The organism is Stenotrophomonas sp. YJH_SMC_119, from assembly GCF_059368315.1.
This window is the reverse complement of sequence record NZ_JCAFRP010000010.1, coordinates 82,697-98,057: the sequence shown is the minus strand read 5'-3', so window position 1 is coordinate 98,057 and position 15,361 is coordinate 82,697. Positions and strand designations below refer to the sequence as shown.

15 protein-coding genes and 1 riboswitch are annotated in these 15,361 nt (G+C 68.5%); of the genes, 6 read left to right on the top strand and 9 right to left on the bottom strand.

The features are described 5' to 3' along the window. Positions 1-8: 8 nt before the first annotated feature. Positions 9-1,103 (top strand): DNA polymerase IV, encoded by a 1,095-nt coding sequence (dinB, locus tag AC5P6S_RS15355; protein ID WP_088428694.1) that lies wholly within the window; start codon positions 9-11, stop codon positions 1,101-1,103. A gap of 373 nt (positions 1,104-1,476) precedes the next feature. On the opposite strand, the gene AC5P6S_RS15350 is transcribed toward dinB, so the two are convergent. Next, positions 1,477-2,388 (bottom strand): MBL fold metallo-hydrolase, encoded by a 912-nt coding sequence (locus AC5P6S_RS15350; RefSeq protein ID WP_099596142.1) that lies wholly within the window; start codon positions 2,386-2,388, stop codon positions 1,477-1,479. A gap of 138 nt (positions 2,389-2,526) precedes the next feature. Beyond that, positions 2,527-3,165, bottom strand: a complete 639-nt coding sequence (locus AC5P6S_RS15345) for an NAD(P)-dependent oxidoreductase (RefSeq protein WP_012479034.1) — start codon at positions 3,163-3,165, stop codon at positions 2,527-2,529. A 108-nt stretch (positions 3,166-3,273) separates the two neighbouring features. Between AC5P6S_RS15345 and AC5P6S_RS15340 the strand changes: the two genes are divergently transcribed. The 3 genes from AC5P6S_RS15340 (at position 3,274) to gph (ending at position 5,712) form a co-directional block, all read left to right on the top strand. Continuing rightward, the gene (locus tag AC5P6S_RS15340) at positions 3,274-4,203 is read left to right on the top strand and encodes a LysR family transcriptional regulator (protein WP_099596141.1); all 930 of its coding nucleotides are present in this window, start codon (positions 3,274-3,276) and stop codon (positions 4,201-4,203) included. After that, a complete protein-coding gene (locus tag AC5P6S_RS15335; RefSeq protein WP_005412139.1) occupies positions 4,200-4,991 on the top strand; it encodes a class I SAM-dependent methyltransferase in 792 nt (263 codons plus the stop codon). The genes AC5P6S_RS15340 and AC5P6S_RS15335 overlap by 4 nt, the downstream gene beginning before the upstream one ends. 64 nt (positions 4,992-5,055) lie before the next feature. Beyond that, positions 5,056-5,712, top strand: coding sequence for a phosphoglycolate phosphatase (gph, locus tag AC5P6S_RS15330; RefSeq protein ID WP_065184091.1), 657 nt, complete (start codon positions 5,056-5,058; stop codon positions 5,710-5,712). Positions 5,713-5,812: 100 nt separating this feature from the next. On the opposite strand, the gene btuB is transcribed toward gph, so the two are convergent. Further along, the gene (gene btuB / locus AC5P6S_RS15325; protein ID WP_065184090.1) at positions 5,813-7,654 is read right to left on the bottom strand and encodes a TonB-dependent vitamin B12 receptor; all 1,842 of its coding nucleotides are present in this window, start codon (positions 7,652-7,654) and stop codon (positions 5,813-5,815) included. 115 nt (positions 7,655-7,769) lie between these two features. Continuing rightward, a riboswitch (cobalamin riboswitch) is annotated at positions 7,770-7,992 on the bottom strand. A 143-nt stretch (positions 7,993-8,135) separates the two neighbouring features. On the opposite strand from btuB, the gene AC5P6S_RS15320 reads away from it, so the two are divergent. Then, the gene (locus AC5P6S_RS15320) at positions 8,136-8,714 is read left to right on the top strand and encodes a histidine phosphatase family protein (protein ID WP_065184089.1); all 579 of its coding nucleotides are present in this window, start codon (positions 8,136-8,138) and stop codon (positions 8,712-8,714) included. 92 nt (positions 8,715-8,806) lie between these two features. Here the strand turns inward: AC5P6S_RS15320 and AC5P6S_RS15315 are convergent, their stop codons facing one another. Further along, positions 8,807-9,169 (bottom strand): TfoX/Sxy family protein, encoded by a 363-nt coding sequence (locus AC5P6S_RS15315; protein ID WP_005407939.1) that lies wholly within the window; start codon positions 9,167-9,169, stop codon positions 8,807-8,809. Then, positions 9,166-9,648 (bottom strand): GAF domain-containing protein, encoded by a 483-nt coding sequence (locus AC5P6S_RS15310; protein WP_005407940.1) that lies wholly within the window; start codon positions 9,646-9,648, stop codon positions 9,166-9,168. Before AC5P6S_RS15310 ends, AC5P6S_RS15315 begins: the two co-directional genes overlap by 4 nt. Positions 9,649-9,716: 68 nt before the next feature. On the opposite strand from AC5P6S_RS15310, the gene bioD reads away from it, so the two are divergent. Continuing rightward, the gene (bioD, locus tag AC5P6S_RS15305; protein ID WP_065184088.1) at positions 9,717-10,400 is read left to right on the top strand and encodes a dethiobiotin synthase; all 684 of its coding nucleotides are present in this window, start codon (positions 9,717-9,719) and stop codon (positions 10,398-10,400) included. Between the two features lie 75 nt (positions 10,401-10,475). On the opposite strand, the gene AC5P6S_RS15300 is transcribed toward bioD, so the two are convergent. The 4 genes from AC5P6S_RS15300 to msrB form a co-directional block, all read right to left on the bottom strand. Then, positions 10,476-11,924 carry an aminotransferase-like domain-containing protein gene (locus AC5P6S_RS15300; protein WP_065184087.1) on the bottom strand — a complete coding sequence of 483 codons (1,449 nt, stop codon included), beginning with the start codon at positions 11,922-11,924 and terminating at the stop codon, positions 10,476-10,478. Positions 11,925-12,179: 255 nt separating this feature from the next. Then, positions 12,180-12,917, bottom strand: coding sequence for a peptide-methionine (S)-S-oxide reductase MsrA (gene msrA / locus AC5P6S_RS15295; RefSeq protein ID WP_065184086.1), 738 nt, complete (start codon positions 12,915-12,917; stop codon positions 12,180-12,182). 14 nt (positions 12,918-12,931) lie between these two features. After that, positions 12,932-14,698 carry a cytochrome c biogenesis protein DipZ gene (locus tag AC5P6S_RS15290; RefSeq protein ID WP_065184085.1) on the bottom strand — a complete coding sequence of 589 codons (1,767 nt, stop codon included), beginning with the start codon at positions 14,696-14,698 and terminating at the stop codon, positions 12,932-12,934. Between the two features lie 2 nt (positions 14,699-14,700). Beyond that, positions 14,701-15,276, bottom strand: coding sequence for a peptide-methionine (R)-S-oxide reductase MsrB (msrB, locus tag AC5P6S_RS15285; RefSeq protein ID WP_049448900.1), 576 nt, complete (start codon positions 15,274-15,276; stop codon positions 14,701-14,703). Positions 15,277-15,361: the final 85 nt, after the last annotated feature.

The window sequence follows — 15,361 nt, the reverse complement described above, 5'->3', positions numbered from 1 at the left end:
CACCTGACATGACCCGACTGCGCAAGATCATCCACGTTGACATGGACGCGTTCTACGCGTCGGTGGAGCAGCGCGACGATCCGTCACTGCGCGGCAAGCCGGTGGTCGTGGCATGGCGTGGCGCCCGCTCGGTGGTGTGTGCGGCGTCCTACGAGGCGCGCGTGTTCGGCGTGCGTTCGGCGATGCCCGCCGTGCGTGCCGAGCGCCTGTGCCCGGACGCGATCTTCGTGCCGCCGGACTTCGCGCGTTACAAGGCGGTGTCACAGCAGGTACGCGCGATCTTCCTGCGCCATACCGACCTGGTCGAGCCGCTGTCGCTGGACGAGGCCTATCTGGACGTGACCGAGCCGAAGAGTGGCATTGAACTGGCCACCGACATCGCCCGCACCATCCGCGCGCAGATCCGCGAGGAAACGAACCTGACTGCTTCAGCCGGGATCGCGCCGAACAAGTTCCTGGCCAAGATCGCCTCGGACTGGCGCAAGCCCGACGGCCAGTTCGTGATTCCGCCGCAGCGCGTGGATGCGTTCCTGGCGCCGCTGCCGGTGAACCGCGTGCCCGGTGTCGGCAAGGTCATGGAAGGCAAGCTGGCCGCGCGCGGCATCGTCACCTGCGGCGACCTGCGGCAGTGGGCCTTGATCGATCTGGAAGAGGCATTCGGCAGCTTCGGCCGCAGCCTGTACAACCGCGCACGTGGCATCGACGAGCGGCCGGTGGAACCGGACCAGCAGGTGCAGTCGATCTCCTCGGAGGACACCTTCGCCGAAGACCTGCTGCTGGAAGACCTGACCGAGGCGATCGTGCAGCTGGCAGGGAAGACCTGGAACGCCACGCGCAAGACCGAGCGCATCGGCCACACCGTGGTGCTGAAACTGAAGACCGCGCAGTTCCGCATCCTCACCCGCAGCTTCACCCCGGAGCGCCCGCCGGAATCGATGGAAGAACTGCGTGACATCGCCCTGTCGCTGCGCGCGAGGGTCGATCTGCCGGCCGAGACGCGCTACCGCCTGGTCGGCGTCGGGCTGGGTGGCTTCCGCGAAAAGGAGCCGGTGGTGCAGGGGGAATTGTTCGAGCACGACATGATCAATCCCACAGATACCTAATCATCAAACAGTGGGGTCAGAGCCCGTTGCGCAGCAACGGGATCCGACCCCGTGCCGACCAACGGTCGGCACCCACCAACAGCAGCAGGTTCCATCAGCAGCAGGAAACTGTCGAAGGCGGGGTGGGTCCGGTTGCGGGGGCGTGAGCCGCATGGGCCCGAGGCATGCCTCGGGCGGGTTGGGCAGGACGCCCAACCCCGGTCTTGCCGTGTGCGCAGGACAGCGCACACGAGCAAGCCGCGATCGAGCTTACATGGACGTACTTGCAGCGTCCCCCGCAACCGGACCCACCCCGCCATCCCACGGATAGCCAGCTGTTGCCGTTGCATTGAGCAGGTGCAGGGCGCAGCCCTGCAAAAGAAAACTCCCTACCTCATGGCCACTGCATCTCGCCCTTGGCCACCTTCGCACTCAGTTCCAGCGACGCCACGCCCGCCAGCTTCGGATAGCGCGCCTGCATCGCCTTCACCAGCGCCGCACTGTCCTTGGCCTTGGCCGTCTCGGCATCGAACGCGCGGATGTAGTCCGCCGTGAACACCAGCGCACTGGCATCCAGTGCGGCACCCGGCGCGTAATGCCCCGGCACCACCACCTTCGGCTTCAGCGCCTGCAACCGCTGCAGGGTCTGCAGCCAGTCGGCATGCGACTTCGGCGTCTGCGTGTCGGCCATCCACACGTGTTCACCGACCACCACCGGAATGCCGCCGACGATCGCGCGCAGCGACGGCACCCACAGCACTGTGCGGTCCGGGGTCGGGCCATCCACGCCGATCAGCGGCAGGCGCTGGCCTTCCAGCTGCAGGGCATCGCCATCCAGCACCTGCGGCACCACGATGCGCGACGGCACGTCGGCACCCATCTTCGGCCCCCAGTAGGCCAGCTTGCCGGCCTGGGTCTGCTGGATGTGGGCAACGGTCTGCGCAGTGGCGACGATGCGTGCCTGCGGGAACGCGTCCTGCAGGGTAGCCAGGCCGAAGTAGTAGTCCGGATCACCGTGGCTGATGTAGATCGTTGTCAGCTGCTTGCCGCTGGCGCGGATCAGCTCGACCAGCTTGCGCGCATCGCTGGCGCCGAACTGCGCGTTGACCAGGATCGCATCGCGGCGGCCTTCGATCAGCACCGAGGACACCGAGAACATCGCCTGCGGACCGGGATGGAAGGCCTGCAGGTGCAGCTGGGATCTTGTCGCTGCCGCGGGCGCCGCGGTGGCCGGTGCGGCCAGCAGCGGCGCACTGGTGAAGCTGGCGGCCAGGGCGAGGGGAAGCAGCAGGGCAGCGGTGCGCATTGGAAATTCCTTGTGTCGAATGGGGAGCCGAACGTGGGCTATGCCGGGCGTCCTTGCCCGGGCCCCTGCGGGCCGTCGCAAGTGACGTTGGCAACGGCTCCTGCCGTTGCCTTCGGCTCTACAGGGCACGCGCGTCGATCAGTACGCCGCGGTTATGATCTGCTTCGGGTACTGCTGCGCTTCCAGCTCGGCGACGAACGCGGCGCCGTAGTCGGCGTAGCTGATGCGGCTGTGGCCGCTGGCATCAGCGAGGAAGGCCTTGGGCTGCACGCGGTACTGGCCGCGCTCTTCGCCCGGGCCGATTTCGGCGGCCGGCGAGAAGAAGGTCCAGTCCAGGTCGTCCACCGCCTGCAGGCGATTGAAGGCTTCACGATGGGCCAGCGCGTACGGCTTGTAGGCCTCCGGGAAGTTGGGGGTATCGACCAGCTGCACGCCCGGCGCGACTTCCAGGCTGCCGGCGCCACCGACCACCACCAGGCGCGGTACACCGGCCTTGCGCGCGGCGGCGGCCAGCTGCGCGGCCACTTCGCCGACGCGGCCGATGTCATCGCCCGGACGCGGGCCATAGGCGCTGGCCAGCACGTCGTGGCCGGCGATGGCGGCGACCAGGGCATCCTGGTCATCCAGCGAGGCGATCACCGGATGGGCACCGGCCAGTTCGGCCGGAAGATCCTGCGCGCTGCGTACGATGACGGTGAGTTCGTGGCCGTTGGCCAGCGCGTGGCGGGCGATCTGGCGGCCGATGTTGCCGGTGGAACCAACGAGGGCGATCTTCATGGCAGGACTCCGTGGGGCGGTGTGGGGTGGGAATGGGGCCACTCTAGGCCGCTGCAGTCGCTCGAAAAACAGCGTATAACGCGCTTGTTTGTTGCATGGATCGAGCATATGGACCGATTGACCGCCATGACTGTATTCGTCGAGGTGGCCGAGCGCGGCAGCCTCACCGCCGCCGCCGAGGTGCTGGACATGTCGCGGGCGATGGTTACCCGCTACCTGGCCGAGGTCGAGGCTTGGCTGGGCGCGCGCCTGCTGCACCGGACCACGCGCCGGGTCAGCCTGACCGGCCCCGGCGAGGCGGCGCTGGCGCGCTTCCGGCAGATGCTGGCCATCGGCGAGGAACTGCAGGGCGAGCTGGCCAGCGACGATCCCGAACCGCATGGCACGCTGCGGGTGACCGCCAGCGTGTCGTTCGGGCAGAGCCACCTGGCGCGTGCGGTGGCCGGTTTCGTCGCACGCCATCCGGCGGCGCGCATCGAACTGCTGCTGGTCGACCGCATGGTGAACCTGGTGGAAGAGCGGGTGGACCTTGCCGTGCGCATCGCCCGCCAGATCGATCCCAGCCTGATCGCACGACGGCTGGCCACCTGCCGCTCGGTGCTGTGCGCGACGCCGTCGTACCTGCACGCGCGCGGTACGCCTACCGCCCCGGAACACCTGGCCGGGCACAACTGCCTGACCCATCACTACGTGGGCAAGAGCCTGTGGCAGCTGCACCGCGATGGCCGTTCGCTGTCGGTGGCTGTGGGCGGCAACATCAGCGCCAACGAAGCGTCGCTGTTGCTGGAAGCGGTGCGTGCGGGCGCCGGCATCGCGATGCTGCCGACCTACCAGGTGGCGCCACTGCTGCGCAGTGGCGAGCTGATCGAGTTGTTGCCCGAGTTCAGTCTGGACGAACTCGGCATTCATGCCGTGTACGCATCACGGCGCCAGCAGCCCGCTATCATGCGGCGATTCCTGGACTTCCTGGCCGAGTGTTTCGCCAGCCCGGCCTTCCAGGATCTGGATTGGCGCCCACCGGGCAAGGAGAACACATGAACCACGGACAGGCCTTGATCGACCACAACCGTGCTGCCTGGGACCGCCAGGCCAGCGAAGTGCGCGAATGGTCGCGCCCGGTGGAAAGCTCAACGATTGCCGCCGCGCGCGATGGCCGCTGGCAGGTGCACCTGACCCCGCGCGCGCTGCCGCTGGACTGGCTGGGGGATGTGCGCGGCCGCCGCATCCTCTGCCTGGCCTCGGGCGGTGGCCAGCAGGCCCCGGTGCTGGCGGCGGCCGGGGCGGAGGTGACCGTGTTCGATCTGTCCGATGGCCAGCTCGAGCAGGATCGTCAGGTGGCGGCGCGTGATGGCCTGCAACTGCGCACGGTGCAGGGCGACATGCGCGATCTGCACGCCTTCGCCAACGACAGCTTCGATGTGGTGTTCCACCCGATCTCCAACCTGTACGTGCCTGACGTCCGGCCGGTGTGGACCGAATGCCGCCGCGTGCTGGCGCGTGATGGCATGCTGATGGCCAGCTTCTACAACCCGGTGCTGTTCGTCGGTGCACGCGATCCGCAGCTGGATGCACAGGGCCTGATCCGACCGCAGTACGCCATTCCCTATTCGGATCTGGAAGACCTGCCACCGGCCGAGCGCGAGGCGAAACTGGCGCGGGGCGATGCGCTGACCTTCGGCCACAGCCTGACCGAACTGATCGGTGGCCAGCTCGATGCCGGCTTCGTCATCGATCGCTTCATGGAAGACTGGCAGCCGCAGCCGCGCTTCCTGATCGACCGTTACCTGCCCACGTTCCTGGCCACGCGCGCGCGCCGGATCGGTTGAGGCAGGCCTGCCCAAAATACTGCGGCGTACAATGGACGGCCCCACGTCATGCAGGTGCAGTCCCTTGCCGTATCCGTATCCGCTGGTCGTGTTCGACCTCGATGGCACGCTGGTCGACAGCGCTGCCGATATTGCCGAAGCGCTGAACCGCACGCTGGAAGACATCGGCGTGGCGCGCGTGCCGGAAGCCACCGTGCTGGGCTGGATCGGTGACGGTGTGCGTCGTCTGGTCGAGCAGGCGGTGCAGGCCGCCGGCCGCGAGGTGGACCTGGCCGAGGTGATGCCGGTGTTCATGGTGCACTACCGTGAGTGCCTGCTGCGCAGCCCGCGACTGTTCGACGGCGTGGGCGAAGCGCTGGCGCAACTGCGTGCGCGCAACGTGCCGCTGGCGATCTGCACCAACAAGCCCGAAGCACTGGTGCCGCCGCTGCTGCAGCACCTGGGTATCGGTGATGCATTCGCGCTGGTACTGGGGGGGGATTCGCTGCCGCAGCGCAAGCCCAGTGGCGAGCCACTGCGGCACATCGCCGCGCACTTCGGGCTGCCGGTGGAGTCCTGCCTGATGGTGGGTGATTCGTTGACCGACTACCGCGCCGCCGAAGAGGCCGGCATGCCGATCGCGCTAGTGCGCTACGGCTATCCGCGCGGCCTGGACCTGGCCACCGCGCATGCGGTGGCGGTGATCGACGACCTGCGTGAACTGCCGGGGTTGCGGGGCTGAAGCAGAGGGGTAGTGCCGGCCGCTGGCCGGCAACCCGGAATGCGTTGCCGAAGGTCATGATGTTGCCGGCCAGTGGCCGGCACTACCATGAACGTTGCGCTCACTTCGGCTGGTAACGCACGCTCAACTGGTACTCGCGGCCGGGCTGGTTGAACCATGCCACCGTTTCGTAGCGACGGTCGAAGACGTTGGCGGCACGTGCCAGCAGCGACCACGATGGCGTCAGTGCGTACTCGGCGCGCAGGTCCAGCGTGCCGTAGCCTCCCACCTTCACCGTGTTGGCGGCATCGTCGTAGCGCTTGCCGGCACCCTGCACGGTCAGGCCTGCGCGGAAATCGCCGAAGCGACGGTCGATGTCCAGGCGCGCGGTCTGCTGCGCGCGGCGTGGCAGCCAGTTGTCGAACTGGGTGCTGCCGCCGGTGCGGTTGCGCGGGTCGGTGTAGCTCAGCTGCGCGTTGATGTCGAAGCCGGCCAGCAGCACGCCGCCGGTCAGTTCGGCACCGCGGATGCGTGCCTTCTCCACCTGCTGCATCTTGAAGGTCGCCGCATCGTAGGTGATCAGATCATCGATGCGGGTTTCATACACATCTAGGCCCCAGTGCCAGCCCTGGCCCTGCTGCGAAACGCCGAGGTTGGCACTCTTGGACTTCTCCGGCTTCAACGTCGGCACGCCGCTCCACGGGTCGTACAGATCGCTGAAGGTCGGTGCCTTGAACGCCGTGCCATAGCTGGCGTTGAGGCGCAGGCCGTGGCCCAGCTCCATGGCCCAGCCAACGCTGCCGGTAGCGTGGTTGCCGAACTGCTGGTTGTCGTCGTTGCGTGCGCTGGCCTGCAGCTGGTGGCGGCCGAAGCGGCCCTGGTACTGCACGAATACGCCGGTGTTGCGGCGGCTGTCGACCAGGTAACCCGCGCTGCTGCCATCCAGGTTGTCTTCGCTCCAGTCCACGCCTGCGCTCAGCAGCTGGCCCTCGGCCACGCCGAAATCGCCCTGCAGGGAGGCGCTGTCGCGGTGGGTCTGTGCGCTGCCACGTGCACCGAAGTCGCCGAAGTTGTCCGACTCGTTGTCACTGCGGCCGACGTTGGCGGTGAATGCCAAGCGCTCGGACGGGGTGTAGCGCACCTTGCCGGCCAGCACCTGCTGGCGGGTTTCCGAATAGTTGTAGTAGCCGTCGTAGTGGTTCTTGCCGTCGGCGCGCAGGGCGCTGCCTTCCACGTTCCACTGCTCGTTGAAGGTGTAGCCACCGCGCAGGCTCTTGGACAGGTTGCGGTAGCCGTCGCGATCGGGCTCGTCGGCGAAACAGCCGGTGAACAGCGTGGCCGAGCCGCGGCAGGCATCGATGCCATCGGAATGCTGGTAGGCGATATCCGCACCGAACCAGCCGCGTTCGGTACCGCCGCCAATGCCACCGCTGGCTTCACGCAGGCCGTTGCTGCCACCGCCAAGCTGGAAGTGCGGGGCGAAATCGCCCTGGTTGCGGCGGGTGAAGATCTGGATCACGCCACCGATGGCGTCGGCGCCGTACAGGCTCGACTGCGGGCCGCGCACGATTTCCACGCGCTCGATCTGCGCCAGCGGCAGGTCCTGGTACATGGCCAGGCCGAGGTCGGCGCTGTTGATGCGCACGCCGTCCACCAGCACTACGGTGTGGCCGGAATTGGTACCGCGCAGGAACAGCGAGCTCTGCTTGCCGAGGCCGCCGGCATTGGCCAGGTTGATGCCGGCGCGACCGCGCAGCAGTTCCTGCAGCGAAGTGGCCTGGCTGGATTCGATCTGGGCGCGGTCGATCACCTGCGCCGGCGCGATGCTGTCCTGCAGGGCGATCGGGGTGCGGGTGGCAGTGACCAGGATCTGGTCGAGCGCGGTGGTGTCATTGGCGGCCTGGGCCAGCGCGGGCAGGGCGGCCAGCACGGCCAGGGACAGCATTCGGGACTGCAGCTTCATGGGGGACTCCGGGTGCCACGCACGCCCGCGTGGCGAAGGGGAGGAGCCGCGAAGGCAGGCGTGCGCCGATGCCGCAGCGCACGCCACGGTCATCCAGCGCCATGCCCACCGCATCGCGACCTGAGGCTTCCGGGCCGGTCTCCGGGCTTGCCGCCGGGTGGCGCGAGGCCACCGTCCAGGCGCCTTCCCATGCCTGCGGCACAGTGGCGGTGTTGCCTGGAACTGACGTGCTTACCGTTGCGGGGGCAGCGCCGGCCTGGCGTGGAATCACGCGTCACCGGCTTCCCGTTTCAACCTGCCGGCCATGGCCGCAGGTCACCTGGAAGTGCGCGCAGTCTACGGCATCGCAGGCCGTCCCGTTGCGTCGCGCCTGCGCGACTGCCTTTGCTGTGCCTTTAGAATGGTTGCTCGATCCCGTGGTGCCGTTGCCGATGTCCGCCCGTTTTCCGCTGTACCTGCGTCGCCCGTCCGGGACGCGCGCATGATCCTCGACCTGGTCCGCCATGCCGGCAATGGCCGTGATGAGTTCCTTGATGGCCGCAGCGACCCACCGCAGCTGGCCGGCCTGCCACAGGAACTGGTCGAGGCCTATGCCGGGCAATGCTGGGAGCGGGTGATCAGTTCGCCGCGGCTGCGTTCGCTGCACACGGCAATGGCCCTGGCCACCCCGCGCGGACTGGACGTGGAAGCGGACGAGGAATGGGAAGAACTGGACTTCGGCGATTGGGACGGGCGGTCGCTGTTCGACCTGCCGGAGGATGCACTGGCGGCCTTCCATGCCGACCCGCACGCGTTCCCGCCGCCCAATGGCGAGAGCTGGGGCCACTTCGAGCGGCGCATCGCGCGCGCGCTGGATCGCCTGCTCGATGATGACGATCCGGTGCCGACGCTGGTGGTCAGCCATGGCGGCCCGTTGCGCATGGTGCTGTCGCAGGTCTGCGGCCTGCCCATGTCGCTGTGCTGGGCGCTGCGTATCGACCACGGCACGCGCCTGCGGGTGTGGCTGGAGCGCGGCGAGATCGGGCTGGTGGGTGAGCTGCTGGAGCTGCAGCAGCCCTGAGCGCACTCGCCGGGCATGGCCCGGCGCTACCGATCCCCGCATCACACTGGTAGTGCCGGCCGCTGGCCGGCATCCCCAGGAACGCGGAGGCCTCAATCCTCGTCCGCGCCCTCGGCCACGCTGTCCTCAGCGTCATCGTCGGCATCGAAGCGCTGCTCATGCACCGGGCCCGACGCCGGGCCGGCTGCCTTCAGCGGATGCGCAGCAATGCGTGCTTCGTAATCCTGCACCAGTGCTTCACGCTGTGGCTCGCTCAGCTCCTGCCAATGGCAGTCCAGCAACGCGCCTTCCAGCGAGTACAGCAGGTTCAGGCTGGGCTTGAAGCCGGCGCGCTTGACCTTGACGAAGGCGCCGACGGCTCCGATCGCGACCAGGTCGTCGCGGCTGCGCAGGCCGACCTGGCGCAGCCACGCCGCACTTTTCGGGCCGATGTTGCGCAGCTTCGGTGCGCTCATCCCAGCGCCTCGACGAACACGCGGGCGATGGCTTCCAGGCCAGCCTGGTCGTCGGCATCGAAGCGGCCGACCTTCGGGCTGTCGATGTCGAACACGCCGATCAGTTCATCGCCGCGCAGCAGCGGCACCACCAGTTCCGAGCGCGAGGCCGAATCGCAGGCGATGTGGCCGGGGAAGGCGTCGACGTCCTCTACGCGCTGGGTCACGCGCTGGCTGGCGGCGGCACCGCACACGCCCTTGTCCAGCGGGATGCGCACGCAGGCCGGCAGGCCCTGGAACGGGCCAACCACCAGTTCCTTGCCGTCGTACAGGTAGAAGCCCACCCAGTTCAGGTCGGGCAGGGCGTGGTAGACCAGGGCCGAGAGGTTGGCCGCGTTGGCGATGCGGTCGGACTCGGCGTAGACCAGGCCACGGGCCTGTTCCAGCAGCTGGGCGTATTGTTCCGGCTTGCTGCCGGTGAGCGAGGCATTGGCGAACATGCCAGCAGTCTAGCAAGCGTGCCGGGCCAGCGATAATGCACACACTGTTGCCCTGTTGGAGCCCGTCGATGCCGTTGCCCGCCACGCTGCCGCCCGCCCTGTTCGTCACCGGCACCGATACCGAGATCGGCAAGACCGCGGCCAGCACCGCGCTGCTGCACGCACTGCGCCGGCGCGGCCTGCGCGCGGTGGGCATGAAGCCGGTGGCCAGCGGCAGCGAAGACCTGGGCCAGGGCCTGCGCAACGAAGACGCATTGGCGCTGCGGGCGGCCAGCTGGCCGGTACCGGACTATGCCGATCTGAACCCATATGCGTTGCGCCAGCCGCTGGCACCGGAGCTGGCCGCTGCCGAGGACGGCGTGCAGGTGGAGCTGGCGCCGATCATGGCAGCGTTCGAGCGGCTGCGCGCGCAGGCCGATGTCGTGGTGGTCGAGGGGGTTGGCGGTTGGCTGGCACCAGTCTCGGCCACGCTCGACCAGCTCGACCTGGTGCGCGCATTGCGGTTGCCGGTGTTGCTGGTGGTGGGCATGCGGCTGGGCTGCGTCAACCACGCGCGTCTGACCGCGCAGTCGTTGCAGGCCAGCGGCGTGGAGTGCCTGGGCTGGATCGGCAACCACATCGACCCGGCGATGCAGCGCCAGGATGAGAACATCGCAACGCTGCAGCAGCGCCTGCCGATGCCGTGCTGGGGGCGGCTGCCACATCTGCCGGGAGCGGATGGCCAGATCCTGAGCACGCATCTGCTCGATTGACCTGGGGTAGTGCCGGCCGCTGGCCGGCAACCTCGATGTATCCACCTGCGTGCAGTTGCCGGCCAGCGGCCGGCACTACCGTGCTGCGGCCGCCAGCTCCCGCGCGATCGTACCCAACCGCTCCACCGCGCCGATGAAACGTGCATCCAGCGTCTGGCAGCACGATAGCCGCAGGCAATGGCGATACCGCGCGCCGCGTGAATACACCTGGCCGGGCATGAACACGATGTCCTCCTGCAGTGCACGCTCGAACAGCTCGCGCGTGTCCACGCCCGGCAGTTCCAGCCACAGCAGGAAGCCACCCTGCGGTTCGGTGGCGCGGGTGCCGGCCGGGAAGTGTTCGGCCACCAGCTGGCGCAGCCGTCCGACCTGTTCGCGGTACAGGCGGCGCATGCGATGCAGGTGGTGCTCGTAGCTGCCCGCCTCCAGATAGGCCGCCACCGCGTCGCCCAGCAGCTGCGGCTCGCCGCCGGTGGACTGGAATTTCAGCAGCGCGATGCGCTCGGCGAAGCGGCCGCCATCGAGCCAGCCGATGCGGTAATCCGGCGCCAGCGTCTTGGAAAAGCCGCCGACCACCATCACCCAGCCATCGCGATCGAAGGCCTTCAGGAGCGGTGCCGGCGGTTCGCAGAACTGCAGTTCGGCATACACCGCATCTTCGATGAGCGGCAGCTGGCGTGCGTTGACCAGTTCGGCCAGGCGTTGCTTGGCGGCGGTCGGCATGGTGCAGCCGAGCGGGTTATGCACGGTCGGCATCACCACCAGTGCGGCCAGCGGCGTGTGCTCCAGCAGCGCGTCCAGCGCATCCACATCCAGGCCGAGCTGCGGATGGGTGGGCAGTTCGATGGCCTGCAGGCCGAGGTTGGCCAGCAACGGGTAGAGGTTGAAGTAGGACGGCGCCTCGATGCCGACCGCATCACCGGGCTGGGTGACCGCGCGTAGCGCCAGCTGCAGCCCTTCCATCGCACCGTGGGTCAGCAGCAGGCGTTCGCTGTGGGTATGCAGGCCCATGCGCGGGCCGCGGCGCACGATCTGCGCCAGCAGCCGTGGCGAGCCGTTGGGGCGAGCGTAGGTCTCCACGGTCAGCTGGCCATGGCGCAGTACCTGCGCCGTGTGCTTGGCCAGCTGCGCGCCGGGGTAGAACTGGCGACCGCGCGGGCCGGCAAAGGCCAGGTCGATCACGCCGGGGCGGCGCTGTGCTTCCAGCACGCGGGCCATCAGTACCTGCTGCAGCGGCGCGGTGGGCGCAGAAGGTGTGTCGCGCAGCGAACGTTCCGGCACCGACAGCCGCGGGGCGACCTCGAAGCCGGCCTTGGGCCGCGGAATGACCAGACCAGCGTCTTCCAGCTGGCGGTAGGCGGCGATCACCGTGTTCAGGCTGAGCCGGCGCTGCAGGGCCATCTGCCGCAGCGAGGGCAGGCGGCTGCCTACCGGAAGCCGGCCGCCATGGATGGCCTCGGCCAGTTCGTCGGACAGCCGTTGGTAGCGGGGGGGGATCATTGCGCTCTGATCATCTGTATCCATCGAGTTTCCCGCCATCTGGTGCTGTACCCATGATGACGGCGAGCCTAGCATGTCGTTGTCGGCCGGGCCTGATCGGGGCACGGCCGGTACTTTCCAAGCGCACGGCTGGATGGCCGTGCGTCTTTTTTTGGTAGTGCCGGCCGCTGGCCGGCATTCCCTGGAACCGCAGGAGCCGGCCAGCGGCCGGCACTACCCGGGGCGTTACCGCATTGGCAGGAGCGTCACCGAGCGCCAGCCGGCCCCACGGAAATGCCGTCAGCGCATCGGCACCAGCGCTGCATCGCGCCGGTACAACGCCGGGAACTGCCTGCCCAGCGCGGCCAGCTTCGGCGCGTCGTAGTAGCGGATGTAGGCGGCCTGCGGGTAGTTGGTCATGTAGTTCTGGTGGTAGCTCTCGGCCGGGTAGAAGCGCTGGCCGCTGACCAGCTGGGTGACGATCGGTGCGCGGTAGCTGCCGGCCTGGCCGAGCTGGGCGATGTAGGCGCGGCTGGCTGCCTGCTGGCGGGCGTCATCAGTGAAGATCGCCGACCGGTACTGGCTGCCGTGGTCGGGCCCCTGACGGTTGAGCTGGGTCGGGTCGTGCACCACCGAGAAGAACACCTGCATCAACTGCCCATAGCTGACCTGGCGTGGGTCGTAGTCGACCTTCACCGCTTCGGCATGACCGGTCTGACCGCTGCTGACCCGCTCATAGCGGGCATTGGCAGCGCTGCCACCGATGTAGCCGGACACCGCATTGCTCACGCCTTTGACATGCTGGAACACGCCCTGCACGCCCCAGAAGCAACCGCCGGCAAACACCACGCTGGCGTGGGTGGCGTCATCGCGGAACGCGGCATCGCCGCTGGGTGCTGGCAGCGCGCCGGTCTGCGCGCTGGCTTCGACCGGTGCCGCGATGGCGCCATGGTCAACGAGCAGCACGCCGGCGATGAGTGCCGTGGCCACCAGTCCGGCAACGCCAGCGGCAATGCCCTGTTCAAAGGAGAATTTCATCGTGTCCTCCCGGCTCAACCGAAGGTGAAGGCATAGGCCTGCACGCCCGCATCGAGGAATTCGATCTCGAAGCGCTGCGGGCTGACCGTGCCGCGTTGGCGCACCAGCTGGTAGAGGCGGTGCTCGTCGACCACGCCGCTGCCATCGGCGCCGACATCAGTGCCGGCATCGGTGGCGGGCAATGGCTTGCCATCCAGCAGGACGCGGAAGCGCACCGGCTTTCCTTCCTGGCCCGGTGCCAGCACCAGGTGCAGGTCGCGCGCATGGAACTGGAAGGCGATGCGGCCACCGGCCTTCTGCAGCTGCGCAGCCTCGTCGGTAACGGTCCAGCGTCCGGACAGGCCCCACTGGTTCAACGCCAGGCTGGCCGGCAACGTGTAGTCGAACGCGGTGTCGCTGCGCTGCCCACCGGGCGAGGCGAACTGCTCGGCACGGGCGTGGCCCAGATAGGTTTCCGGCGAGCGCAGATTGCCCATGTCGGCCTGCGCAGCCACGCCCTTCAGATCGGCGGCGGCCGGATCGGCCGGCGGTGGCAGGTTCGTCTGGCCGGCCTCGGTCAGCAAGCGACGGATCACCTGTTCCGAGCGCGCATAGTTGCCCTCGCCGAACTGGTGGCCGCGGATGTTGCCCTGCGCATCGACGAAGTACTGCGCCGGCCAGTAGCGGTTGTTGAACGCGCGCCAGATCGTGTACTGGTTGTCCAGCGCCACCGGGTACTCAACCTTCAGCTGCTGCACCGCCTTCATGACGTTGCGCGGATCACGCTCGAAGGCGAACTCCGGGGTGTGCACGCCGATCACCACCAGGCCGTGGTCGCGATAACGGCGCTCCCATTCGTGCACGAACGGCATCGCGCGCAGGCAGTTGATGCACGAGTACGTCCAGAAATCGACCAGTACCACCTTGCCGCGCAACTGCTGGGCCGTCAGCGGTGGGCTGTTGAGCCAGCCGGTGGCACCATCCAGCGCGGGCAGGGTGCCTTCCACTGGCAGCGGTGCATTGGCATTCGCATCGGGGCCCGCCATCATCATCGACGGTGCTGCCGGCTGCGCACCGGGAACGGCATCCAGCAGGCCCTGCTCGATGCGCGCGGTGCTGACCGTGGACAGGCGGGTCAGCAGGCCGGTATCCCAGCCCAGCCCGATCGCCACCACCGCTAGCAGTGCGGCCACGCCCAGTACCTTGCGCAGCACATCGCCGAGGCCGAGCCGCGCCTGCAGCGCGCGGAACACGCGGCCACCTACCCATACCGCCAGCGCCAGTGCGGTAATTGCGCCCAGCGCGTAGGCCAGCAGCAGCGTGCTGGTGCCGGCGCTGGCCCCGTGCAGCGCGGCACCGGTCAGCACCAGGCCGAGGATCGGCCCGGCGCAGGGTGCCCACAGCAGGCCGGTGGCGATGCCGATCAGCAGCGAGGTCCACGCACCGCCACGCCCCGCTGCGTCGGCCGCATCGGCACGCGCGCTCAAGCGGGCACCCACGCGCTGGAACGGCGCCAGCAGATGGTCGGCCAGTCGTGGCCAGAGCAATGCCAGTGCGAACAGCGCCATCAGCAGCAGGGCGATCCAGCGTCCGACCTGGTTGGCCTGTGCCACCCATTGGCTGCCCACCGCAGCCAGGCTGGCGACCACGGTGAAGGTGAGTGCCATGCCCAGCAGCAGCGGCAGCGTGCTGCGCAGGAAGGGGCGGTCGGCACGGGCGAACACGAACGGCAGCACCGGCAGGATGCAGGGACTGAGCAGGGTCAGCGCGCCCCCCAGGTAGGCAAGCAGCAACAGCAGCATCGTCAGGCTCCGGAAGCAGGGGAAGAACCGACCGGCACCCGCCAGCCATCGGCGGTACCGCCCTCAGCGGCACCGGGAACGAACACCATCGCCGCGCCGTTCATGCAGTAGCGAAGTCCGGTTGGGCGAGGCCCGTCGTTGAACACATGGCCGAGGTGGCCACCGCAGCGACGGCAGTGCACCTCCACCCGCAGCATGCCGAAGGTGACGTCGCGGTCTTCGCTGATGGCGTTGTGCAGCGGCGCCCAGAAGCTGGGCCAGCCGGTGCCGCTCTCGAACTTGGTGGAGGAGGAGAACAGCGGCAGCGCACAGCCGGCGCAGGCAAACGTGCCCTGCCGGTGTTCCTTGTTGAGCGGGCTGCTGTACGGGCGCTCGGTCGCCTGCTGGCGCAGCACTGCGTACTGCGCCGGGGTCAGGCGCTGGCGCCAGTCGGCATCGCTGCGCATGACCTCGAACTGTCGCGACGGGCGCGCTTCAGCGGCGGCCGGGGCGGCACGGCTGCAGGCCCCCAGGCCGAGCAGGCCGGCGGCGGTGGCAACACCGCCCAGGCCCAGCAGATGGCGTCGGGTAAGGGACATGGCGGACTCCGGGAAGGGGCGACGGGGCCATGCTGCGCCCGCCCGGGTCAACGAATCCTCACGCAGGATTCAATTTTTCGTGAGG

What these genes read in the sequence shown, in the direction of transcription:
- AC5P6S_RS15340 (WP_099596141.1), top strand. Translation starts at nt 3,274, where the DNA reads ATGGACCGATTGACCGCCATGACTGTATTCGTCGAGGTGGCCGAGCGC.
- AC5P6S_RS15350 (WP_099596142.1), bottom strand. Translation starts at nt 2,388, where the DNA reads ATGCGCACCGCTGCCCTGCTGCTTCCCCTCGCCCTGGCCGCCAGCTTC.
- btuB (WP_065184090.1), bottom strand. Translation starts at nt 7,654, where the DNA reads ATGAAGCTGCAGTCCCGAATGCTGTCCCTGGCCGTGCTGGCCGCCCTG.
- AC5P6S_RS15310 (WP_005407940.1), bottom strand. Translation starts at nt 9,648, where the DNA reads ATGTTCGCCAATGCCTCGCTCACCGGCAGCAAGCCGGAACAATACGCC.
- AC5P6S_RS15315 (WP_005407939.1), bottom strand. Translation starts at nt 9,169, where the DNA reads ATGAGCGCACCGAAGCTGCGCAACATCGGCCCGAAAAGTGCGGCGTGG.
- AC5P6S_RS15300 (WP_065184087.1), bottom strand. Translation starts at nt 11,924, where the DNA reads ATGGATACAGATGATCAGAGCGCAATGATCCCCCCCCGCTACCAACGG.
- bioD (WP_065184088.1), top strand. Translation starts at nt 9,717, where the DNA reads ATGCCGTTGCCCGCCACGCTGCCGCCCGCCCTGTTCGTCACCGGCACC.
- msrB (WP_049448900.1), bottom strand. Translation starts at nt 15,276, where the DNA reads ATGTCCCTTACCCGACGCCATCTGCTGGGCCTGGGCGGTGTTGCCACC.
- AC5P6S_RS15290 (WP_065184085.1), bottom strand. Translation starts at nt 14,698, where the DNA reads ATGCTGCTGTTGCTGCTTGCCTACCTGGGGGGCGCGCTGACCCTGCTC.
- AC5P6S_RS15320 (WP_065184089.1), top strand. Translation starts at nt 8,136, where the DNA reads ATGATCCTCGACCTGGTCCGCCATGCCGGCAATGGCCGTGATGAGTTC.
- AC5P6S_RS15345 (WP_012479034.1), bottom strand. Translation starts at nt 3,165, where the DNA reads ATGAAGATCGCCCTCGTTGGTTCCACCGGCAACATCGGCCGCCAGATC.
- msrA (WP_065184086.1), bottom strand. Translation starts at nt 12,917, where the DNA reads ATGAAATTCTCCTTTGAACAGGGCATTGCCGCTGGCGTTGCCGGACTG.
- dinB (WP_088428694.1), top strand. Translation starts at nt 9, where the DNA reads ATGACCCGACTGCGCAAGATCATCCACGTTGACATGGACGCGTTCTAC.
- AC5P6S_RS15335 (WP_005412139.1), top strand. Translation starts at nt 4,200, where the DNA reads ATGAACCACGGACAGGCCTTGATCGACCACAACCGTGCTGCCTGGGAC.